This is a genomic window from Sphingobacterium suaedae (assembly GCF_042684625.1).
In the GTDB taxonomy this organism is placed as follows: Bacteria; Bacteroidota; Bacteroidia; order Sphingobacteriales; family Sphingobacteriaceae; genus Sphingobacterium; species Sphingobacterium suaedae.
Genome location: NZ_JBHULR010000021.1, coordinates 348006 through 369578 on the forward strand (window position 1 = coordinate 348006; position 21573 = coordinate 369578).

The 21573-nt window shown below is 45.8% G+C and carries 17 protein-coding genes and 3 tRNA genes; 3 read left to right on the plus strand and 17 right to left on the minus strand.

Going from position 1 to position 21573, the window contains the following annotated elements; translation table 11 throughout:
- Positions 1-78: 78 nt before the first annotated feature.
- The 4 genes from dapB to ACFSR5_RS20810 form a co-directional block, all read right to left on the minus strand.
- Positions 79-825: a 4-hydroxy-tetrahydrodipicolinate reductase gene (gene dapB, locus ACFSR5_RS20795; protein ID WP_380906504.1), complete on the minus strand. Its 747-nt coding sequence runs from the start codon at positions 823-825 to the stop codon at positions 79-81.
- A gap of 73 nt (positions 826-898) precedes the next feature.
- On the minus strand, positions 899-1651 hold the full coding sequence (locus tag ACFSR5_RS20800) for a DUF5683 domain-containing protein (protein ID WP_380906505.1): 753 nt from the start codon (positions 1649-1651) through the stop codon (positions 899-901).
- Positions 1651-2568, minus strand: a complete 918-nt coding sequence (locus tag ACFSR5_RS20805) for a ParB/RepB/Spo0J family partition protein (protein ID WP_380906506.1) — start codon at positions 2566-2568, stop codon at positions 1651-1653. The genes ACFSR5_RS20800 and ACFSR5_RS20805 overlap by 1 nt, the downstream gene beginning before the upstream one ends.
- A gap of 1 nt (position 2569) precedes the next feature.
- Positions 2570-3367, minus strand: a complete 798-nt coding sequence (locus tag ACFSR5_RS20810) for a ParA family protein (RefSeq protein WP_380906507.1) — start codon at positions 3365-3367, stop codon at positions 2570-2572.
- Between the two features lie 216 nt (positions 3368-3583).
- Here ACFSR5_RS20810 and ACFSR5_RS20815 point away from each other — a divergent pair, with 216 nt between their 5' ends.
- The gene (locus ACFSR5_RS20815; RefSeq protein ID WP_380906508.1) at positions 3584-4108 is read left to right on the plus strand and encodes an NADPH-dependent FMN reductase; all 525 of its coding nucleotides are present in this window, start codon (positions 3584-3586) and stop codon (positions 4106-4108) included.
- Here ACFSR5_RS20815 and ACFSR5_RS20820 read toward each other — a convergent pair.
- Positions 4105-4941, minus strand: a complete 837-nt coding sequence (locus ACFSR5_RS20820; protein ID WP_380906509.1) for a UDP-2,3-diacylglucosamine diphosphatase — start codon at positions 4939-4941, stop codon at positions 4105-4107. The two genes, ACFSR5_RS20815 and ACFSR5_RS20820, sit on opposite strands and share 4 nt — an antisense overlap.
- A 199-nt stretch (positions 4942-5140) precedes the next feature.
- On the opposite strand from ACFSR5_RS20820, the gene ACFSR5_RS20825 reads away from it, so the two are divergent.
- Positions 5141-5863: a 3-keto-disaccharide hydrolase gene (locus ACFSR5_RS20825; protein ID WP_380906510.1), complete on the plus strand. Its 723-nt coding sequence runs from the start codon at positions 5141-5143 to the stop codon at positions 5861-5863.
- A 71-nt stretch (positions 5864-5934) separates the two neighbouring features.
- Here ACFSR5_RS20825 and ACFSR5_RS20830 read toward each other — a convergent pair whose 3' ends face one another.
- The gene (locus tag ACFSR5_RS20830) at positions 5935-7623 is read right to left on the minus strand and encodes a protein-disulfide reductase DsbD family protein (RefSeq protein ID WP_380906511.1); all 1689 of its coding nucleotides are present in this window, start codon (positions 7621-7623) and stop codon (positions 5935-5937) included.
- Positions 7624-7640: 17 nt separating this feature from the next.
- Positions 7641-8699, minus strand: a complete 1059-nt coding sequence (locus ACFSR5_RS20835; RefSeq protein WP_380906512.1) for a PLP-dependent cysteine synthase family protein — start codon at positions 8697-8699, stop codon at positions 7641-7643.
- Between the two features lie 149 nt (positions 8700-8848).
- Here ACFSR5_RS20835 and ACFSR5_RS20840 point away from each other — a divergent pair, with 149 nt between their 5' ends.
- Positions 8849-9307: an Lrp/AsnC family transcriptional regulator gene (locus ACFSR5_RS20840; protein WP_380906513.1), complete on the plus strand. Its 459-nt coding sequence runs from the start codon at positions 8849-8851 to the stop codon at positions 9305-9307.
- A 25-nt stretch (positions 9308-9332) separates the two neighbouring features.
- On the opposite strand, the gene ACFSR5_RS20845 is transcribed toward ACFSR5_RS20840, so the two are convergent.
- The 10 genes from ACFSR5_RS20845 to ACFSR5_RS20890 all read right to left on the minus strand — a co-directional run bounded on the left by ACFSR5_RS20845 (position 9333) and on the right by ACFSR5_RS20890 (position 21571).
- Positions 9333-9410 (minus strand) — tRNA-Val (locus tag ACFSR5_RS20845).
- A gap of 11 nt (positions 9411-9421) precedes the next feature.
- Positions 9422-9496: transfer RNA gene (locus tag ACFSR5_RS20850), tRNA-Val, on the minus strand.
- 120 nt (positions 9497-9616) lie between these two features.
- Entirely contained in the window at positions 9617-11617 is a 2001-nt protein-coding gene (locus tag ACFSR5_RS20855; RefSeq protein ID WP_380906514.1) for a putative porin, read from the minus strand.
- Between the two features lie 51 nt (positions 11618-11668).
- Positions 11669-12484, minus strand: a complete 816-nt coding sequence (locus ACFSR5_RS20860; RefSeq protein ID WP_380906515.1) for a purine-nucleoside phosphorylase — start codon at positions 12482-12484, stop codon at positions 11669-11671.
- 194 nt (positions 12485-12678) lie between these two features.
- Positions 12679-12753, minus strand: a tRNA-Val gene (locus ACFSR5_RS20865).
- Positions 12754-12830: 77 nt separating this feature from the next.
- Positions 12831-14315 (minus strand): sodium:solute symporter, encoded by a 1485-nt coding sequence (locus tag ACFSR5_RS20870; protein WP_380906516.1) that lies wholly within the window; start codon positions 14313-14315, stop codon positions 12831-12833.
- A gap of 101 nt (positions 14316-14416) precedes the next feature.
- Positions 14417-15226: an N-acetylmuramic acid 6-phosphate etherase gene (murQ, locus tag ACFSR5_RS20875; protein WP_380906517.1), complete on the minus strand. Its 810-nt coding sequence runs from the start codon at positions 15224-15226 to the stop codon at positions 14417-14419.
- Positions 15227-15296: 70 nt separating this feature from the next.
- Positions 15297-17774, minus strand: coding sequence for a glycoside hydrolase family 9 protein (locus tag ACFSR5_RS20880; protein WP_380906518.1), 2478 nt, complete (start codon positions 17772-17774; stop codon positions 15297-15299).
- Positions 17767-19629, minus strand: a complete 1863-nt coding sequence (locus tag ACFSR5_RS20885; RefSeq protein WP_380906519.1) for an outer membrane protein assembly factor BamB family protein — start codon at positions 19627-19629, stop codon at positions 17767-17769. Before ACFSR5_RS20885 ends, ACFSR5_RS20880 begins: the two co-directional genes overlap by 8 nt.
- A 73-nt stretch (positions 19630-19702) precedes the next feature.
- Positions 19703-21571 carry a RagB/SusD family nutrient uptake outer membrane protein gene (locus ACFSR5_RS20890; RefSeq protein ID WP_380906520.1) on the minus strand — a complete coding sequence of 623 codons (1869 nt, stop codon included), beginning with the start codon at positions 21569-21571 and terminating at the stop codon, positions 19703-19705.
- Positions 21572-21573: the final 2 nt, after the last annotated feature.

The following is a 21573-nucleotide window of genomic DNA, read 5'->3' on the forward strand; positions in this document are numbered from 1 at the left end:
AACCTACATGTCAAAAGATCATCGACGTCTACTCATGTCGTCGAATGCCCTTAGACAAATTACATATTTCGTGCCTTATTACGCACGGTTAAAATCGAACATTTCCGTTACCTGAAAAAATCCCTTTTTCCCTTGTAACCATTCCGCTGCGACAACGGCACCTAGTGCGAACCCGGCACGGCTGTGCGCCGTATGCTTGAATTCGATTTGATCTACTTCGGAACTGTACAACACGGTGTGCGTTCCCGGCACCTCTTCGATACGGTGGCTTTCAATCAGTAGCTCTTCAGGTTTAGGAATTAATTCCTCTCCTTCTCCCACCACGTTGTTGATCCATGCTGATTTTCCTGTCGTATGGTCTAAAATACCCTCTGCAATTGTGATGGCCGTGCCACTTGGTGCATCCAATTTATGAATATGGTGGATCTCTTCCACCTGTACATCATATTGCTTATAAGGAGACATCGCCTGCGCCAGCAATCTATTTACATGAAAAAACACATTGACGCCGATGCTAAAGTTGGACCCATATAGCAACGATTGATTTGCTTCCAGGCAAACCGATTTGATTTCCTGCAAATGATCATACCAACCCGTTGTTCCGACCACGATAGGAACATTGGCTTCAAAGCAGAGGCTAATGTTGCCGATAGCCGCGGCAGGTTCACTAAAATCTATCGCTACATCCGCCCCCGCAAGGTCGTTTGCTAACGTTGATTCCCGGTTGTCTTTATCTACGATCAATAGGATTTCATGGCCTCTTTTGAGTGCAAATTTTTCAATAAGCTGCCCCATTTTACCATACCCCAAAAGCACTATTTTCATTTATTTATTCATTTTAGCAGCGATATGCACGACTTGTTTTTACCTCAAAAGTGCATAACGAACTGGTTATTTGTTATTTTAAATTCATCGTCAACTTGATTCCGGGCGTAACACCATATCCACGAAGTCCTGTCATACTTCCTGCATAACTGTAGCTCGGCAAAAACGTGGGACTTATCTTCATCGTCATATCACGTCCAATATCCCACCGGTTTTTCAGCATAGAGTCGACATAGGCTTCAATGACGTTCAGTCCCCACCAGCCCGCCGTAATCAAAATGGTCAAATCGCGGTTTCTACGACCATAATCCTTGGCGGACACGAGCCCTTCATTCGTAAAATTATACAAATCCGGATCGCTTCTATCCTCATTTTCTAGGCGAAATGCGAGCTCATCCAAAAACTTTTTGTAATACCACTGCCAATAATCAAAGACGACATATCCGGTCACTAAACCTCCGTATATTATTGGCACTTTCACCCACCATAGTCCCTTATTGGTATACTGTCCCCACCCCGGCAGAATAAGAGACCGTCTCCATGCCACCCGGGAGAGGCGTTCAATTTCCAGACGCGCTGAATCTTTTTTGATCCCTTTGTAATAATATTTTTCACGCTCTGCCTCCGCCCGTTCGCGTGCCTTACGCTCTTTACGGGTTTCTTTCTTTACCGTATCTTGCGCAGCCTTTACAGAATCCTGCACGATTGTTGAATCCTGCAGCGCGGCTTTCGCCCGCAGGGAATCCGCGTTGGTGGTATCCCTTTCTTGCCCCCGTGTGCACAAAAAGACACCAAAAGAAAATAGAACTGCAATGAAATACCGCATTACCAATCCAATAGTTCGAGGATACGACTCAGGTCGTCTTCACTTTCAAAGGGTATTTCAATAGCCCCTTTTCCTTTACTATTTTTAAGATTAAGACGAACACGGGTTGAAAAACGGGAAGCAAGATCGTCTTCTATTTTTTGATATTGAAAATCGAGCTGTTTTCCTACCGGGTGTTTCTTCGGCTTACTTTGCTGTTGAATATTACGCACCAATATTTCAGCCATCCGAACGGAAAGCCCTTTCTCGACGATTTCCTGATAAACATAGAGCTGCTTCTCTACTTCACCAACATTAATCAGCGCGCGTGCGTGTCCCATCGATATTTCGCCATCTCTAATTCCTGCCTGAATCACTGGGGGAAGTTTCAAGAGCCGCAGGTAATTCGTCACTGTCGAACGGTTCTTACTAACCCGTTCACCCAATTGCTCCTGTTTCAAGTTACATTCTTCTATCATGCGTTGAAAGCTCAAGGCAACCTCTATCGCGTTCAGGTTTTCCCGCTGTATATTTTCGATCAGTGCCATTTCCAACATTTGTTGGTCATTGGCAGTACGCACATAGGCAGGAATCTCATCAATTCCGGCCATTTTTGATGCACGAAGACGACGCTCACCGCTGATGAGTTGGTATTCGTTTTTACTGACCTGCCGAACCGTAATCGGCTGAATAAGTCCCTGAACCGTAATCGATTCCGCTAACTCCTTTAAGGCTTGCTCATCAAAGTCGGTACGCGGTTGAAACGGGTTAACGGCAATCTGACTAATTTTTATAAAATTGATACTGCCAGCAGTAGGGCTGGATGTCTCTTTCGCTCCAGACTCACTGTTGCTCGTATTTTTGGAGACTTGAATATCTTCGCTTTGCAACAAAGCACCCAAGCCTTTTCCTAATCCTGTTTTTCTCTGTAATGCCATACTATACTGTTGCTGTTTGCGAACTTTCTGTTACTAATCCGTTTTTTTGCAGGATCTCCCTCGCCAAGTTCAAATAATTGATGGCACCTTTACACGATGCATCGTGCATGATGACGGAAATCCCGAAACTTGGCGCTTCACTTAAGCGTGTGTTCCGTTGAATAATCGTATCAAAAACGAGGTCACTAAAATGCGTACGCACTTCTTCGACGACCTGATTCGATAAGCGAAGGCGAACATCGTACATGGTCAGTAAGATGCCCTCAATCTCCAAACTCGTATTCAGACGGGTTTGTACAATTTTGATGGTATTGAGCAACTTGCCCAACCCTTCCAAAGCGAAATATTCACATTGCACCGGAATAATAACAGAATTCGATGCAGTCAATGCATTGATCGTGATCAGACCCAGCGATGGCGAGCAATCGATGATGATAAAGTCATAATCGTCCTTCACCTCCTGCAGCATCTTCATCATTTTAAACTCACGTTCATGCATGTTGATCATTTCAATCTCTGCGCCGACCAGGTCAATATGCGCCGGCAGTAGATCCAAATTTGGTGTATCTGTCGGCTGTATAGCTTCGCGAGGATCCAGGTCATTCACCAAACACTCATACACACTGGCTTTTATACCCCGGGGATCGAAACCAATGCCCGAAGTAGAGTTCGCCTGAGGATCCGCATCAACCAACAACGTCTTATGTTCCAACACCGCCAAACTTGCGGCCAAGTTGATGGACGTCGTTGTTTTTCCCACACCACCTTTTTGATTAGCTATTGCTATAATTTTTCCCATGAGATTGAAACCCTTTCTTAATCTAAAAGCCAATGATATAGATCATGCCCAAAACTAACTCAAATTTACGTTTTCCCGGATAAAGGAAATGCTTAAATGATGTTAAAATTAGTATTTTTGGCCAAAGTCCTAACCAATGACTAAGGTTGCTAAGATACAAAAAATAGCATTACCCCCTCATATCGAATCAGGGCTTTTTGTAACACTATACAACAGATGAATTTAATCATATCGGGAACGAACAGAACAAATAGTAACTCGTTAAAGATAGCCACCTATTATCAACAGGAGTTATTGCGTAAAGGCGACGACAGTTGGCAAATCTTGCCCCTTTCCGATCTTCCGGAGACGATTATCGGCACCGATCTTTACGGCAAACGCAGCCCATTGTTCGAACCAATACAACGTTTGGTTTCAGCCGCACAAAAATTTATATTCATTATTCCCGAATACAACGGAAGCTTTCCGGGTGTTTTGAAAGTGTTTATCGATGCTTGCGCGTTCCCTGCCTCGTTCTATCACAAGAAAGCGGTTCTAGTCGGCTTATCCTCCGGAAAGTACGGCAATATCCGCGGTGTGGATCATTTTACTGGCGTTTGCAATTACCTTCGGATGCACGTGCTTCCACTAAAAATCCACATTCCCTCCATACAGGAAGAATTGGATGCCGCGGGACGATTAACAGACCTCCTTACCATCAAATTCATCAACGAGCAAATAGATGAGATCATCCGTTTTTAAACAGTTCCTTTGATGATGTTATTCAGCAACTCTTCCAAGCTGTTTCTGAACTCAATGGCCGCCGCCGGATTCGGATAACTGTCCAGCACGGCCTTCTGCTCCTCATAGCTAAACATCCGCCACTGCCCCTTTTGGTACTCTAAGGCCGTTAGATTTTCAATCCAATCGCCTGAATTCATGTATGTACAACTGCCCTTTTTGGTCTCTACCTGGCGAATTTGAGGTTGATGAATATGTCCGCAAATAACATAATCGTATTTATTTTCGACCGCCAAATGGGACGCGGTTTCTTCAAAATCAGAAATAAACTTTACCGCTTTTTTTACTGAATTTTTAATTTGTTTGGATAATGAATACTTCTCCCGGCCTAATTTCGTCAGTCCCCAATTGACAATATTATTCAATTGGATCAAACGGTCGTAGCCCCAACCGCCTAACTTCGCCAGCCACTTCGTGTGCTGAATTGACGCATCAAACACATCTCCATGGAATATCCAGATTTTCTTCCCATCCATATCCAGCAACAGTCGATTCGTCAACGTGATTTGACCGAACTGCATTTTACCGAACTTTCGCAGCATTTCGTCGTGATTCCCTGTTATGTAAGTTACCTCGCAACCCTGATATGCCAGATCCAAGATATATTTCAGCACTCGCAAATGCGACTCCGGAAAGTAGCTCTTGCGGAACTGCCAGATATCAATGATATCACCATTCAGAATGAGTTTCCGGGGATTTATGGACGAAAGATAGCGCAACAGTTCTTCGGAGCGGCATCCATATGTTCCGAGGTGTATGTCGGAAATCACGACCAATTCTACGTCTCGCTTCATAATCGTTTATTTCAAAATAAAGACTCCGATATTAACACATGATTGCCAGCGCGTTAACAAATCATCAATTTTTCTCACGCCTTTTTTTCTTGGAAACCGCGCGATACATAGTCCTTCATAAATTTCCGAAGACCATTACCCTTTTAAGGAATTCTGAACCTTTTTTTCTACCTTCGTACTGTACTTATCACCTTTCGACATGCGAGCTTTCCTTTACCTTTTCCTCGTCGCGGCATGCTTAGCTTGTAGCGCACCACCCGCCAATCGACAAGCAGGGAGCCAGACCGACGCGGATGACGATGGCTGGCGCCCACTTTTTGATGGAACATCCCTAACAGGGTGGCATGTGTACAACAAGGGCGACGTCTCTTCAAAATGGACGGCAACACAGGGCGTCCTGGTATGTGACCCCAAGAAGGCGGACGGTATCTTTGGCGATCTTGTGACGGATAGCAGCTATGCGAACTTTGAGATGGAATTGGAATGGAGGATTTCCAAAGGTGGAAACAGCGGTATTTTTATCAATGTGCAGGAATCACCGGCCTATGCTGCCACGTTTGCAACAGGATTAGAAATGCAACTGTTGGATAATGCATATGCAGAACATAGACACCAAATTGATTCAACCCATTGGGCAGGCTGTCTATATGCAGTAGACTGCTTTGGAAAAAATTCTGCACCAACCCCTCATGGGGAATGGAATAAAAGTCGGATCGTACAGCAGGATGGAAAAGTGAGTTTCTGGTTAAACGGCAAACTAACATTTGAAGCAGAAACCAAAACAGAAGCATTCAAAAACAAGGTGAGTTCCACCTCTATGAAAGCCTATCCCGATTTCGGCAAACAGGCCTCTGGAAAAATTGCTCTTCAAAATCATACAGATTCCGTTTCATTCCGGAACATTCGCATCCGAACGTTATAAAACACGACAGCCGTCTATTTGCAAAACATGCGGAAAGGATGAAGATGCTTAAAACCGCCTCCTGACACAATTTACTTATTTTTATACAAATCGACACCCTGTTGCAGGTAAGCTGCATAGCTGTTTACATCATAGTTGGCTCCGCTCGGAGGCAGTAAGACTTTGCCGTTCTCATCCACGATGACATATAGCGGCTGTGAATTGCTGTTAAACGTCGCCGCCTGGAAATCACTGTTCTTCTTGCCGATCGTATTGATCTTCTTGTCCGAATAGGTGGAGGTATACTGTTCGGCGGGCGCCAGTTCCGTGCGGTCATCGACAAATAGCTCCACCATCACGAATTCGTTCCTGAGCAGGGCGGCCACTTTGGGGTCGGTCCACACGTTGGCTTCCATCTTGCGGCAGTTCACACAGTTCCACCCCGTAAAATCGATGAGTACCGGCTTGCCGACTTGCTTAGCTGCGGCAAGCCCCTCTTCATAGTCATAATACGGCTCGAACCCTTTCGGTGTGCCGCGTTCGTGGAAGATCTCATAATATTTCCTGTCCTTCGTACCGCTAGGAGCGGGGGCTGCAGCAAAACCGGCCGTGGAAAGGTCGAAGTCCTGCGTGGCCGACGGCGGCAGGAAGGCCGATATGGATTTCAGGGGCGCCCCCCACATACCGGGGACCATATAGACCACGAAGGCGAACACGACGATGGCAAACACCGTACGGGGTACCGACAGGTACGTGAGCGGGCTATCGTGCGCAAAACTGATCTTGCCGATGAGGTAAAGCCCCATCATGCCGAAGATGACGATCCACAGGGCCAGGAACACCTCCCTGTCGAGCCAGTTCCAGTGATAGGCCAGGTCTACGTTGGACAGGAACTTGAGGGCCAGGGCCAGTTCCAGGAAACCGAGCACCACCTTGACGCTGTTGAGCCATCCGCCCGATTTGGGGAGTGACTTGAGCATGGAGGGGAACACGGCAAACAGGACGAACGGTACGGCCAGGGCGATAGAAAAACCGAGCATGCCCACGGCTGGCCCCAGGCGCTCACCTTTAGAGGCCGCTTCGACCAGCAGGGTGCCGATGATGGGACCGGTGCAGGAAAAGGATACCAATGCCAGGCTGAAGGCCATGAAAAACAGGCCGACCAGTCCGCCCTGGTCCGAGCGGGCATCGATCCTGTTGACAAAGGAGCTGGGCAGGGTAAGCTCGAAAGCGCCGAAAAAAGAGGCGGCGAAGAGCACCAGGACCAGGAAGAACAAAAAGTTGAACACGCCGTTGGTGGACAGGGCATTGAGCGCATCCGATCCGAAGAGGATGGTGATGAGCATGCCCAGGGCGACATAGATCACGATGATGAACAGTCCGTAGAGGAGCGCCTGTGCAATGGCCCTGGCACGCGACCCGGCCCGCTTGGTAAAGAAGCTGACCGTCAGGGGCACCATCGGGAAGATGCAGGGCATAATAAATGCCGCGAAACCGCCCAGCAGGCCCGCCAGAAAAATACCCCAAAGGGATGGCTTGGCCGAGGTGCCGGACATGTTTTCCGTTACAGGTGCCGCAGCAGCCGTGGTATCTTGGGAGAGGCTATCCGTGCCGTCCGAAAAAACAAGGCCCTCCGTCGATTCCAACGCTGTTGAGGAATCTGTTGTTGACGCCGCGTCTTGAAACATCAAGCCATCCGTCGATAACAAGCTATCTGTTTCTTGCGCCCGTAAAGGAAGCGCAGCAAACATTCCGATCAATACATATAAAATGGTCTTCATGACATTCGAATTAAATGCTATCCAATTAATGTCTTATTCAGACGACTGATCGGGTGAAAGCCTGTAAAATCCACTTCAGGACTCCAAAAATGATCTTGTATAGGCTCCGTCCGTACCAGATCCGTACTTAGGTATTTTTTATTATCGTCGCACAGAAGCGTCACGACCGTGGCTTCCGGCCCCAATTGCTCCTTCAGTTTAATGGCACCGATCACGTTGGCTCCAGAAGATATACCAACCGCCAATCCCAACTGCTTGGCGAGCTTCTGAGCCATCACAATAGCGTCGCCATCGGCAGCTTGCACCACCTCGCTCAGTTGATCCAGCTTGACGATCGCAGGAATGAATTCGTCGGAAATACCTTGAATACGGTGCGATCCGATTTTATAACCAGTCGTTAACGTCGGACTTTCCGCAGGCTCCAACGGATGCACGCGTACCAACGGATTGACCTGTCGCAAATAATTGCCCACGCCCATGACCGTACCCCCGGTGCCCACGCCCGCAACAAAAGCATCTGGGACCCGCCCCAGCGCCTGCAGTTGTAATACAATTTCCCGTCCGGTTGTCATCTCATGCGCTTCTGCATTATAGGCATTCTCAAATTGTTTAGGAAGAAAAACATCACCACCTGCGGCAAGTTCTTCACTCCGGCGGATACTCCCCAAGAAACCTCCCTCTTCTTTACTGATCAGCTGAATATCGGCACCTATACTTTTAATAATGTCTATCCGCTCCTTACTTAACCAGTTCGGCATAATAATTTTGACCGGATGACCTAATGCTTTCCCTATTGCAGAGAACGCGATACCGGTATTTCCGCTTGTAGCCTCTACAATGGTATCTGTCGGACGAATGGCACATTGCATATACGCCTTGTACAAAATATAAAGAGCCATTCGATCCTTGATACTTCCTGTCAGGTTATATTGTTCACATTTCACATAAATCTGACCGGGCTTTCCCCGGTAGGTATATTGTAACTCAAGCATCGGGGTATTCCCGACTAAACACCATAAGTGCTTAAACTTACTATCTAATGCCGGAGACAGGCATCTACTTAAAACTTCTTCCATTACGAGGCAATTTTCACAAAAGTCCGCCATAACCATATATTATTCAACATCTAATATCACAATCCGTAAATTTTATGGAAATACTGATAATTTCCATACTTTTTACCGTAATGTTTTCTATTTTTGAGTGAAATCAAAAAAAACGTACGATGGAATTGGATGCCGTAGACCTGAAACTTCTCCGACTTCTTCAAAAGGATGCTTCCCTGAGTAACAAAGCGTTATCCTACCACCTCAACAAATCGGTTGCCGCCGTACACGAACGGGTAAGAAAACTGAAAGCAAACGGATACATCACCCGAACAGTAGCAATCTTAGACCGAAAAAAGGTAGGTATCGGGCTCATCTCGTTTTCCCAAGTCTTTTTAAAAGCCCACACGGCAGAAGTATTAAATGATTTTGAAAGAGAGGTGGCGAAGTTTCCCGAGGTGATGGAATGTTATCAAATGGCAGGTTCGTACGATTTTATGCTCCGTATCGCAACTCAGGATATGGAGGCTTATCATGTTTTCCTCCGCCACAAACTGGCTGTTCTCCCGCAGGTGAGTACTGTACAAACCTATTTCGTTCTTTCCGAGACAAAAAGCGAAACGGCCTATCCCATATAACAAAAAAGCACCGGTATCGGTGCTTTGGTGGAGGCTACTGGATTCGAACCAGTGACCCTCTGCTTGTAAGGCAGATGCTCTGAACCAGCTGAGCTAAGCCTCCTATTCGTTCTGTGGAGAATACTGGATTCGAACCAGTGACCCTCTGCTTGTAAGGCAGATGCTCTGAACCAGCTGAGCTAATTCTCCAAGTCTTTTCGCTTATTGCGTGTGCAAATATAGGTGTAAAATCTGATTTGCAAAATTATTTTTCTACATTTTTCCAGACGATGAAGCAATCTCCTCGCTACCAATCATATAATTTTTCCACTAATCATAAAATTTCCAAGAGACGCCGAGCCTGAAATTGGCATCATTCATGGGATAGCGGCGCACCGTGTAGTAGCCCTTAGGATAGGCGAACTGGTTGAAAAAATTATAGGAAACAAACAGGTTAACCCGGTCGATGTTTCCCGTAAACCAAAGGTCTCCGATCGGATATGTTGAATATTCTATACCAACATTATCATTATAAAACTGCCCCGCATTAATCGCGTAAGAGGGCGACCGGAATGGCGTATTGAAACGGACATCCATACCGAGTCTAAAATCCATTACGTTGTACAACTTATTAGCGTAATACAAGCTATGCCAGGTATATATTTCCGGTGTTGCCAAAATCGCTTCGGCATCCGTCTTCTGATACACCACCAAATTGTCCAAGTGGAAACGCCCCAACCGAAAACTCTGTCCCACCGAAACTTTCAGCAGGTTCAAGCTTCCCGACTGTGCGGGTGTGATTTGTCTCAATAACAGCTCGTCATTGTCGGGATTATCTACTTCTTTAAAATATAGATACTTATCCATTAGGAAGTAGTCCACCCGGCCACTGAACCCTATTTTTCGGTTTTGGTACGAAAAATTCAGATTCTGGGTTTTGATTTTCTCCCAACTGCTATTCCATTGATGGTAGGTATAATTCATCCGTTCGAAAACCATCTCGGGCGATTTATTTTGGGAATACGCTCCAAAACTGATCTTCCCCACATTTTTACCCAATTGTACATCCGCATTGGCCTCATAAAGAAAATCCCCTGCATTCCGCCCAACAACAATCTGTTGCACATTGGCCTGCACGTCGATACGGTCACTAAATTTATATCCTAAGGTTCCCTTCAACATACTGTTTTGATAGAAATCGGAACTTAAACTGTCTGCATACCAGATCAGATCATTCTGAAAAGCTAAGTCTAATTTTGCTTCGTTTTTAAATACCCCTTTTCCACGCAGATAAAAACTATATGTAAATTCGTTGCTTATGGTTGTAATACTAGTCGTGTCGTCCACCAACTCGGCACTTCCCGTCGGAAACGCGCCTTCGGCATCCACCTCATTTTTAAAAAAAATAAACTTACGTTGCCTGATGGACGAATTATGTGCCACTACATTGGTCGGATGTATTTCCATCTCGGGTGTCCCCTTATTCACGGTGTCCAACCGACCTAAGAAATATGATTGTCGGAGAAATAACCCGTTATCTTTCCACTTGTTGTACGGCCTGTTGGCATTCTGCCCACGCAATCGGGTGAGATAGCCCATATTCGAAGTACTGCTGGTATCTTTAAATACATCCTGTCCGTAAATATCCCGATCCACGACTGATCCGTTTTCAGCCGCGTTCAACATGTTAAATGTACCATTCAGAAGTAAATTGTACCGGTTGTCTTTGGACTCATACCATGTAAATACCGCCGCTTTGCGATCGTTATAATCTTGGTTGTAATAATAACCATCCGTATTGGTCGCGTGATATTCAGCACCTATGTTCCACTGTGGGGTTATATTTTGTGCAAGCCGTGCCCGAAAAACTTGGTCATCGAAAAAAAAACCAACGGCATACAGCTCAGAATATCTTGCTCGCGCCCGAAAATATTGTATGGAATCCGGATGTACCAAATAACGTTCCATGGCATGGAAACCCGATTGAAATCCAATCGTTTTGTTCGGCTTAAAGAGCAGGTCTCTAGTCGCCAAACCATAGGAACCTAAATTAATCGAGGGATCCCAGGGCAAATTCTGCTTGTTGTAATATTGGAAGTTAACATGCGATGTATCGATCTGTACCGTACGGGTAGCTTGTTTCATCATGGCTAACGTCGTATAGCGCACGTATTTTGCGGTAAAAACAACCGAATCCTTTTTATTATCTTCTTTGGCCCTCGCCGAATCCAACGCGCTACTGAACTCATCCTCTACCTGCGCAGACACATATGTTGCCCCGCAGAGAAAAAAAACGAAAAAGAATAGGAGCTGCTTCAAGTATCTGTTCATCAATGCCGGATTGTTCTTTATTTTATGCCAAAAATAAGGCTAAAATTCCCATTATTGCAATGCTATTAATTCTTTTAATATCTTGGTCATTTTCGGTTCTGCTTCGGTGGCTACTTCGACGATCTCGCTGAGGGATACCGGTTTTAAATCGGCATGAAAACCTTCATCGGTAACGACAGAAATAGCAAAGACCGGTAAATTCATATGGTTTGCCACAATCACTTCCGGCACCGTGCTCATTCCCACGATATCTCCACCGATAATCCGCATGTATCGATATTCTGCTTTTGTTTCAAGATTTGGTCCTGGTGCAGATACATAAATCACTTTATGCGCGCGTATCCTGAGATTATTGGCTATATCAAGTCCTTGCTGAATCATTTTCCGGTTATAAGGCTGGCTCATGTCTGGAAACCGAGGACCAAAATCATCGTCATTAGGCCCACGCAGCGGGTTGTCCGGTAGCAAATTAATATGATCTTCTATAATGCCAATATCGCCTCGCAAAACACTCGGATTCAAGGATCCCGAAGCATTGGACACGAATAATTTCTGAATACCCAATACCTTCATCACACGGATCGGAAAAGTGATTTCTTGCATATTGTACCCTTCGTAATAGTGTAGTCGTCCTTGCATCGCCACGACTTTACGTCCGTTTAAGATGCCAAAGATCAGTTTACCACTGTGAAATTCCACGGTAGAGATTGGAAAATTCGGAATATTGGAGTACATCAATTGGTATTCCACTTCGATTTCGTTGACCAATTTTCCCAAACCGGTCCCTAAAATGATCCCAAATTCTGGAGAAAACTCTCCAATTTTCCGGCGGATCGCCACAATGGTTTCTTCGATCAAATGATACATGAATATTCTCTTTATTCAAACTTAGTTTATTTTTTGCTTCTTCACAAGCGTCAAGCCATTGCGGTACGGAGGTTTAACAAAGATTAACCGGCGTACTCCTTGGAAACGGAACGCCGAACCTACCATACGCTGTTCGGCGTCGACGTTGCCTTCCCACACAAAAAAAGGCCTGTGAATCACAGGCCTTTTTTGTGTGGGAAATACTGGGTTCGAACCAGTGACCCCTACCTTGTCGAGGTAGTGCTCTAAACCAGCTGAGCTAATTTCCCTTTTCCTTATGTCGTAAGACGACACAAAGATACATTTTTTACCGATTTTCAAAAGAAAACTTTACAGATTCTCTTACCTAAACCTTCGACAGTTTCATCAACCTGCCCGGCGAGGTTAACCATAACAACAAAAATGTCGTGAGTCCGTTATAGACAATCAGTTCAAATCCAACTCGGTACGCCGTATGCGGTATGATGTAATAGGTATTCAGTACATACCAACAAATAGGAGATATGACGCAGAAATAAGGTACGAGATTATCCTTTGCGCGATACTTGGTTAGAATACCAAACGCAAACAAACCCAAAAGCGGGCCATACGTATAACTAGCCGCGGTAAATATAGCCGTCACGACCGAGTCATCGTTCAGAAGCCTGAATATCAAAATCACGATCAGCATAACGACGCTAAAAACGAAATGAACCATATTTCGTTGGCGGACCAGTCGCGGATCATTCGGGTTCTCTTTCTTATTAAAATTCAGAAAATCGACGCAATACGACGTCGTAAGTGCTGTCAGGGCCGAATCGGTCGTCGCGAAAGTGGCTGCCGTTAACCCCATCATAAAAATGATCCCCGCGGCGATGGAGAGGTGATTTAGGGCAATCTCCGGATACAGGTAGTCCGGGGTCCGCAGCGTACTGATATCAATACCTTTATCGGCCACATAAATGTAAAGCAAAGCCCCTACCGCCAGAAAAAAGAGATTAATAACCACAAAGATACTGGTAAACGTCAGCATATTTTTCTGTGCTTCACCGATCGTTTTCATACTCAAGTTCTTCTGCATTAAATCTTGATCAAGGCCTGTCATCGCAATCGTTGCAAAAGCGCCGCCGATGACATGCTTCCAGAAATGGTTCTTGTCGCCTAATATATTTTCCCAAACGACAATCTGCGAATAGGAGCTGTCTTTGACCCGTTCAAATGCTTCCAATACCGAAATGCCTAAACCGTCCGCCATAAAGTATATAGACAATAACACCGCCAACAAGAGGCAAAATGTCTGCAACGTATCCGTAATAATGATTGTCTTCAGTCCTCCCTTATTGGTATACATCCAAATGAGTACCAGACATCCCGCAACGGTCACACCAAACGGAACATTCCACGCATCGAAAATAAACTTCTGTAGGATGATCGCGACCAAGTACAGTCGGAATGCTGATCCGATGGTCCGTGAAATCAGGAAAATCATCGCCCCCGACTTGTAGCTCTTATGCCCCAGTCGCTCCTCTAAGTAGGTGTAAATAGATGTCAGATTCATCCGATAATACAACGGCAACAAGACATAAGCGATGACCAAAAAACCAAGCGCGTTACCGATCACAAACTGGAAATAACTGAAGTTAGACACGCCGACGGCGCCTGGCACGGAAATAAAGGTAACCCCAGACAATGCGGTGCCGATCATCCCAAATGCGACCATATACCACTTCGAATTTCGATTTGCTACGAAAAATGTGGAATTATCAGCAGTCTTTCGGGAGGTAAAATAAGAGACGCCAAGCAGCACACCGAAGTACACAAACAAGAACATCAACAGGATAAATGGCGACATAATAAGGTTGAAAAAAAGTTATAAAAGAACGGCCTGTATCTGGCCCAATTAAAATTCCGAAAATCAGCGGTGCTTTCACGCAAAAGAATAGGGCCTAGGCACTATATCTTTTGCGTACTTTCAATGGCTTTTCGCACGTTACCGTACTGTTCCAACAGCGTGGTGGCCGTTTCTTCATCAACACCTGTTTCGTCCATGACCATGCGAACGCCTCGGGCGACCAATTTTACGTTGGAAAGCTGCATATCCACCATTTTGTTTCCTTTCACGCGCCCCAACTGTATCATCACGGAGGTACTTAGCATATTGAGTATGAGCTTCTGCGCTGTCCCAGATTTCAATCGCGTAGACCCCGTAACAAATTCCGGCCCCACCACCACTTCCACAGGATATTGCGCAACATTTGCAATAGGCGATCCGTTATTACACACGATACATCCCGTAACGAGCCCTTCCTCATTGGCACGTTTTAATCCTCCGATCACATAAGGTGTCGTTCCGGAAGCCGCTATACCAATGACGACATCGTTTTTATTCATTCCGAACTCTTGAAGATCTTTCCACGCCTGTTCCATGTCATCTTCGGCAAATTCAACAGCCTTCCGGATAGCCGTATCACCGCCGGCTATAAGGCCGATAACCCAATCAAAAGGAACCCCGAAGGTAGGCGGACACTCCGATGCATCTAAAATACCCAACCGGCCGCTGGTTCCGGCACCAATATAAAATAAGCGTCCTCCTTCCTTCATTTTATCCACTGTAACATTCACCAACGCCTCCAGTTGAGGAATCGCCTTTTCAACGGCAAGCGGTACTGTCTTATCTTCGTTATTCATGTTTGTCAACAGTTCGTTAACAGACATTTTGTCTAAGTCCTGATAATTCGACTCCTTTTCCGTAACTCTTACCATATACAATAAAAAATCTTCAATATACAAATATGCAAATTTCTTGGCAAAACATGCACAAACACGCACGTTTTTATTCCCGCAACAATTTATCAACACGTCGGAATACGTATCCCCGCTTTTTGAGTTCGACGATCAGGCTATCCAATTTGTTATAAAACTTATCTTCCCTTCGACTATCAACGCCCAAATGTATTAAAATAATATGTCCTTGGAGCCCTTTTGTCTCTTCCTGATGAAAAAATTCTTTCCATAGGCTATCTGAACTGCGGTATCGGTCGCCCATTTCAGGAAAGGTATAATCCGCCGCGGTACGTAAACCCGGCGTATAATTGATAAGGTCGAGCCCTTGTTCTTCCGTCCACCGAACGATGTCCGCATTGTACCATTCATACGAGGGCAAAAACACGCTTGCATCCTCTGCTCTAATCCCGTGCGCTTTCAGGGCATTCAGGTTGTCTATCAGATCCTGTTTAAATACATGTGGATCAACGAGCGTTTTCTCACGATTGTCCCACGCCGCATACAACAGGTGTTTATCGCCGTGCGGCCCGATATAATGCTTTCTGCTCAAACGGCGGATAAACGATGCATTGCGGGAGTCCCGTAGGAAATCCCCTGTCAGAAAAAAGCTGGCTGGCACGTGATTCCGTTGCAGTGCCTGTTCCACAACCGTAGCTCCATCATGAAGATCATGCGCGGTAAATACCAAAGCAACTTCCTTTTTATTGCGCGCGCCCTGCACGGTAGCCCCATAGCGGTCCTTGCGTATGCTGTTGGGCTGCTCTTGCGAAGCCAGCAAATAGATCAATGAGGCCGTTCCGTCCATGGTCGGCTCGTTCGTACTATAGTCTCCGTAGTCGTCATGGTACACAACCAAATCGCTTTGGAACTCTGCATATTCATCCGCTTCATGTAGTTGAATACCAATTAAATTTTGAAAGATAGAGGTATACACCGGGCCATCCACCAAACCGCCGTCTATCGGATAATTGTGCAAATGTGTAAACGCAGAATGCGGGTCTTTCGGCGTGTCTCCGTCGGCAGGCAAACCGAATACCATGCTGGTGCCCCAAGGATTCACGCCAAATAGCCAATCCAGATTGGCCTGTTGCAATTCCGCGTATTGGTGGTCCCCGCTAAGCTGGGCATACCATGCACATTGAATAGCAAAAGATACGGTCAGGTTGTTGCTGCACCAGATAAAGGGCACTCCGCGATAAAATGCATTCTGTCTAGCCCGCTCCCAAACGTGTTCTATCCCTTGTTTGTAGTAATCGAGCACCTTGCTACGCTCATCGCCATGCAGTTGTTTGGCCAGCTCATAATGTCCTAAATTAATAAACGGATAGTATTGGTAATGATTTGCTGTATCGCGTACCATCCACGGCGTAACCGGCTCCTCCGTCGCATAACGCAACGCCTCGGCCTTGTATGACACCTCGTTCCAACGGCCGAACATCGTCGCATAAGCCAACTCCATATCATCAACCCAGTTATCTTCCGCATAGATATACGGAGATTTCACGGATACGGTTTGTGTCACGCCCAGTTTCCGATGTGCAAAATCAAACGCCGTTTTCGCCCGTTTTTCCAACAAAACACTGTAGCCAGGCAATGTTTCACGCAGTAGGTCAGCCCCTAGATTAAACGCTCCGACAAATTTTGCCGCTGTAGAGCTGGTTCCTGTTGTATTATTTAAAAATTTTCCGCGCTGTTGTGGCTTACCATCCACGAAATATACAGGCCTTTCGTATCCCCGTCCATAGAAAGGATCCTCCCCAGGCATACGCATAGATGCATGATCACGGTCATCTGCAATCTGGTTAAATAGCAAATCAGCTGTAGGATGCATTTTTAACAGCCAATCAAGCCCCCATTTTGCTTCATCCAATACATCGCTAACACCGTTTGCACCCTCCAAGCCATTAGCCTGTTTGGTATCCGAAAATACGTCAGGAAAATCCCGGTATGCGGCCAATAAATGATAAGTCGCATTGGCCGATGTCGTCGAATATTGCAAGTAGTCCGACGCGTCGTGCCATCCACCGCCCACATCAATACGCGTGCTATCGGGCAGCCCCGCTTCCGTACCGTATAGGACGAAACCATCGTGTGTATGGCAGCTGTCTTTTAGGAAAGGATTAAACAAGGTACGTTGTTGCCGCATATAGCGCAAGGCAAAGTCAGCAGCGCCATTATAAACGCCTTCACCTATACGAACTTCGCCCGAACGAACCTTTCCGACTTCCACGGCATAGCTTCCCGGCCGATCGAACCCCGAAAAGTCAAGTCTATAAGATTGTACAAATGGGCCGTATGCACCAAACGGATTGGAAACTTTGCCTCGAAACACCACTTTGTTTGTACGAATATCCCGCAATTGGAACGTCTGCAATTTTTGATCTCGTTTGCTCACCCAAACGGCTACTTTTTTTGATGTCGGCCGGTATCCCATCTGATTGATACGTATCCAGGTATCTTGTGCGATCACGCATGTGGTAGTTAGAAACAGCAATGCTGCACTCAGCGCCAGTCTGAATTTAATCATGGATCAACAACTTTAGTTTAGCCACCATACCATCCATAGTCGAAGCGATGACATAATCTTTGCCCCGAACCAGCACAGGGTTCACCATCGCATTCGACAACTTATATTGCCAAATCAAATCACCATTGGAAGCGCGCAGTCCAGACAAGGTCCCCGAATGACTTGGTACAAACACCTGCTTTCCATTGGTTTCTATAGAAGAAGGTGTCAGCTCGTAAGGAAGCTGCAGATTGGACGTCCAACGTACATCCATTTGATCGGCTGTCGTAGAGATCCCCAGCACATTTCCATCCATCGTTTTCACGTATACATATTGTCCATCCGCTGCTACACCCATAGATTCACGCACGCGGATGGAATCGCGTTTTTCCCGCCAAATTACTGTACCTGTTTTCGCGTCTAAGCAGGTCATAAAACGATCCGGTGCGACCACAAAAATCCGGTCATTGACCGCAACGGGATAGCATGCCGCTGCAGAAAACATTCGGTTGGCATGTCCATTGTTCCAAGACCAAGCCAGCCTACCATCCCGTTTATCCAATGCATAGAATCCGTTTCCCCAAGAACCGAAAATCACAAGGCCCTTATAGAATGTAGGACGCGCAGAAACATATCCTTTTACCTCCTCGAAAACCCATTTAAGTTGTCCTTTTTCGACATCAATAGCCCGGAATCGCCCGTCGGAGGCGCCCACATAAGCAACTCCTTGATCCATTACCGCACTTCCCAAAACAGCCTTTTCCGCCTTCAACCTCCATTTAAGCCCGCCTGTTGCAGCATGCAAACCATAAATATAACCATCAGAAGAGCCTACAACAACCGTTTTCTTCCAGACAGCGGGAGTAGCATATACTTTGCCTCCGGTCTGGAACTCCCATACCTTCTGCCCATTACGTTCATCCAAGGCATAGACCTTTCCCGCCGTATTTCCGGTCACGATGAGGTTTCCGAACAATGCAAAGCCTGCGCCGAGGTCGGCTTGGTCCTGAAATGTCCACTCGAGGCTCACCTGATCAGTGTAGGTGGTGTTGACTGCGAAATCCGGCCGTTTATAGGCCTGCGTCTGTTTTGCGAAATGCTGGTTCACAAGAGGCACCACCGCCCAACTTTCCTCCGTCTGCAACAACGGCCGCCGCACCCGATACACCGCCTTTCCCTCACTAATCGAAATAATGTTGTACCCTCCTACGGTATCCTTAGCGCGCAAATTGGAACGTCCCATTACTCCAGGAATACCCTCCCAATCATACACTTTGTTCGCGTGTCCGTGCCCACATAACGCAAGTTGCACATTCCGCTGCTTGAGTCTGTCCACCGCTTCGTACCAGTTATTCAACGATGAGTCCTGCGGATAATGATTTATATAAATTAATGGCGTATCCCGATCCGGATTTGCCGTAAATACCGAATCCATCCACACCAAATTCTCGCGCGGTATCTGCCCCGGGCTCATACGCATATTGGGCCCGGAGGTGGTTCCCATAAACATGTATCCTTTATGTCGAAAGAAAAATGTTTCACTTCCAAACACCTTTCGAAAAGAGTTCGCTCCGCTTTCCGACCAATTGCTGTCATGGTTACCGGGGACCACATATAAGGGCAACTTTAGGCTATCCAATATCTGTTTGGCCAAGGCCAGCTCCTCATCAGATCCGAATTCGGTCACATCCCCCGACAAGATAACAAAGTCGATATCGTTCTGCGTATTGAGATCAGCGACCGTCCGCCGCAGGTCTTCAGCGCCAGTAGCCCCCCCAACATGCGTATCGGTCACTTGGGCGAATTTGAAAGATGTTTGGGCAAAGCCACATAACCCAAGCAAAAGCAAGCAACTCGTTATAAGTATTTTAGCCATATGTAAAAAAATATTTAGCGAAATAGTAAAAAGCCAGCCAGCTGACGTTTTACTATTTCGCAAAAAACGGATTTTACCAATTTATAGTCTGAGAAATGGTATAGCCTCGATCCGTGTACTCCTGAATAAGCGGCTCGCTTAATGGAGCTAGGTAATTTCTCCTTTGCACAGGTAATCGGTTAGTAAAATTTCGCACTACATAAAATCCAATCATTTCGGCGTCATTTTCTCCGTCGTACGTTACGATGGTACCGTCTGTTTTCATTACCTGTAATACATCCTTAAATGTTGGCAGGATCTTCCCAGGATTCTTTTTATCACCTAAATCTACTGTGCCAATAATCCAAGAGCCGAGTTTGTAATCATTATTCTCAAAACTTAAATAATCTAGTTTTTTCCACCTCCTTATATCTTGTATACGAGCATATTCAAAAACGAATTCCATCCGTCTTTCTCTACGTATTTCCCACATCAGCGGTGAAACATCTACATCTCGATCGGGATCGTTCGGCAAATCAGCAATCGATAAGGGTGCTGTTTTTGACACGCCCTTTCGAACCGCATCAGCGTCCAACGGTCTATTTCGTATGGCATTAATAGATTTATCCAAATCTCCCTGAGTGACGGCTGCTCCGCCAAATACTTCAGCTAAAATTTGTTTTGCTTCTATCCAATTTAACACAACCTCAGCGAGCCTAACGACAGGGGCATCATTTATATTGGTATTACTCGCCCATTTTGCGGGATATGTCTTACCAATAAAGGAAAGGGCATCCCTTCCGGCAAACTTGTGCACATACACATACGTCCCAGTAGCGGGTGTATTGATGGTATCCATAAACGTAGCTTCAAATCGAGGATCCCTTGTTTTTACAAGATTTTTCAATCGAAAACTCTCTGCATCAGAAACAGAGGAGTTTTGCCAAACCTTACCATCCTTACAAATAAACGCCTTCAGCAATTTTAAATTGGCGGATCTAGGCTGTCCTTCGGTCCCGTTGCTATATGATCCTACCGCATGCCGAACAGCCAAACCATCATCGTACGAGCGGTAAAAAATCACTTCTGGATTTCCCGCAAGGTTATCAGATGCGAATAAGCTCTTAAAGTCCGCCGTGAAACTCCATTTCCCACTGTCCATTACGTACTGAGCAGCATCTCTCGCCATTTCCAAATATTTTTTTGCCCTCGCGGCGTCCAGACCATGATAGTGCTGCCAAGACCCCTCAAAAAGCATCAAATTCGAAATTAACGCCGCTGCGGCAAAACGGTTTACGTAACCCACCCCATCACCTTCCCGCATATTTTGCAATACAAACTGGAAATCGGCAAAAACCCTGTCCATTACCTCTCCTCGTTCATCTCTTGATTTGTACATTTGATCAAAATCATTTGCCTCAAAGGGTTTATCAAAATACGGTACATCGCCAAAATTACTGACCAACCTGCTATACTCATATCCCCTGAAAAACCGTGCTACCGCTGACCAGTGATTAAATTCTTCCTCTGTAAGACTTGCTTTCGAAAAATTTTCTAGCCGGTCAATCATGATATTTGCTTTTCGCACCCAATAAAAATTCCACTTTGGACCAGGGTGTTCTGCCCTCAAAATTTCTGTTGTCCGTAGTGCTGTATTGGTCATTGAGGTGCCTCCGGCATCCGTCGGAATAGAACCAAGGAGACTTACTTGCGCTCCCTGCCCAGTAAGATCATCTGAGAAATTAAATCCTGTCAAAGGAGCATATGCGGTAGCATATCCGGAGTTATAACCGACGAAATAATTTGTATAAAAATCGTTAGCGAAAAGGCGGAGGTCGTTTTCATTTCGCCAAAACGTTCCTTCAGAATCTTCGATTTTAGTAAGTTCTGGTCTATCCAAGAGATCCTTACAACCAGAAAATGCAAGGGTGAGCCCTAGAAATATATATGTGATATTTTTCATGT

What these genes read in the sequence shown, in the direction of transcription:
- dapB (WP_380906504.1), bottom strand. Translation starts at nt 825, where the DNA reads ATGAAAATAGTGCTTTTGGGGTATGGTAAAATGGGGCAGCTTATTGAA.
- ACFSR5_RS20800 (WP_380906505.1), bottom strand. Translation starts at nt 1,651, where the DNA reads ATGCGGTATTTCATTGCAGTTCTATTTTCTTTTGGTGTCTTTTTGTGC.
- ACFSR5_RS20805 (WP_380906506.1), bottom strand. Translation starts at nt 2,568, where the DNA reads ATGGCATTACAGAGAAAAACAGGATTAGGAAAAGGCTTGGGTGCTTTG.
- ACFSR5_RS20810 (WP_380906507.1), bottom strand. Translation starts at nt 3,367, where the DNA reads ATGGGAAAAATTATAGCAATAGCTAATCAAAAAGGTGGTGTGGGAAAA.
- ACFSR5_RS20815 (WP_380906508.1), top strand. Translation starts at nt 3,584, where the DNA reads ATGAATTTAATCATATCGGGAACGAACAGAACAAATAGTAACTCGTTA.
- ACFSR5_RS20820 (WP_380906509.1), bottom strand. Translation starts at nt 4,941, where the DNA reads ATGAAGCGAGACGTAGAATTGGTCGTGATTTCCGACATACACCTCGGA.
- ACFSR5_RS20825 (WP_380906510.1), top strand. Translation starts at nt 5,141, where the DNA reads ATGCGAGCTTTCCTTTACCTTTTCCTCGTCGCGGCATGCTTAGCTTGT.
- ACFSR5_RS20830 (WP_380906511.1), bottom strand. Translation starts at nt 7,623, where the DNA reads ATGAAGACCATTTTATATGTATTGATCGGAATGTTTGCTGCGCTTCCT.
- ACFSR5_RS20835 (WP_380906512.1), bottom strand. Translation starts at nt 8,699, where the DNA reads ATGGAAGAAGTTTTAAGTAGATGCCTGTCTCCGGCATTAGATAGTAAG.
- ACFSR5_RS20840 (WP_380906513.1), top strand. Translation starts at nt 8,849, where the DNA reads ATGGAATTGGATGCCGTAGACCTGAAACTTCTCCGACTTCTTCAAAAG.
- ACFSR5_RS20855 (WP_380906514.1), bottom strand. Translation starts at nt 11,617, where the DNA reads ATGAACAGATACTTGAAGCAGCTCCTATTCTTTTTCGTTTTTTTTCTC.
- ACFSR5_RS20860 (WP_380906515.1), bottom strand. Translation starts at nt 12,484, where the DNA reads ATGTATCATTTGATCGAAGAAACCATTGTGGCGATCCGCCGGAAAATT.
- ACFSR5_RS20870 (WP_380906516.1), bottom strand. Translation starts at nt 14,315, where the DNA reads ATGTCGCCATTTATCCTGTTGATGTTCTTGTTTGTGTACTTCGGTGTG.
- murQ (WP_380906517.1), bottom strand. Translation starts at nt 15,226, where the DNA reads ATGGTAAGAGTTACGGAAAAGGAGTCGAATTATCAGGACTTAGACAAA.
- ACFSR5_RS20880 (WP_380906518.1), bottom strand. Translation starts at nt 17,774, where the DNA reads ATGATTAAATTCAGACTGGCGCTGAGTGCAGCATTGCTGTTTCTAACT.
- ACFSR5_RS20885 (WP_380906519.1), bottom strand. Translation starts at nt 19,629, where the DNA reads ATGGCTAAAATACTTATAACGAGTTGCTTGCTTTTGCTTGGGTTATGT.
- ACFSR5_RS20890 (WP_380906520.1), bottom strand. Translation starts at nt 21,571, where the DNA reads ATGAAAAATATCACATATATATTTCTAGGGCTCACCCTTGCATTTTCT.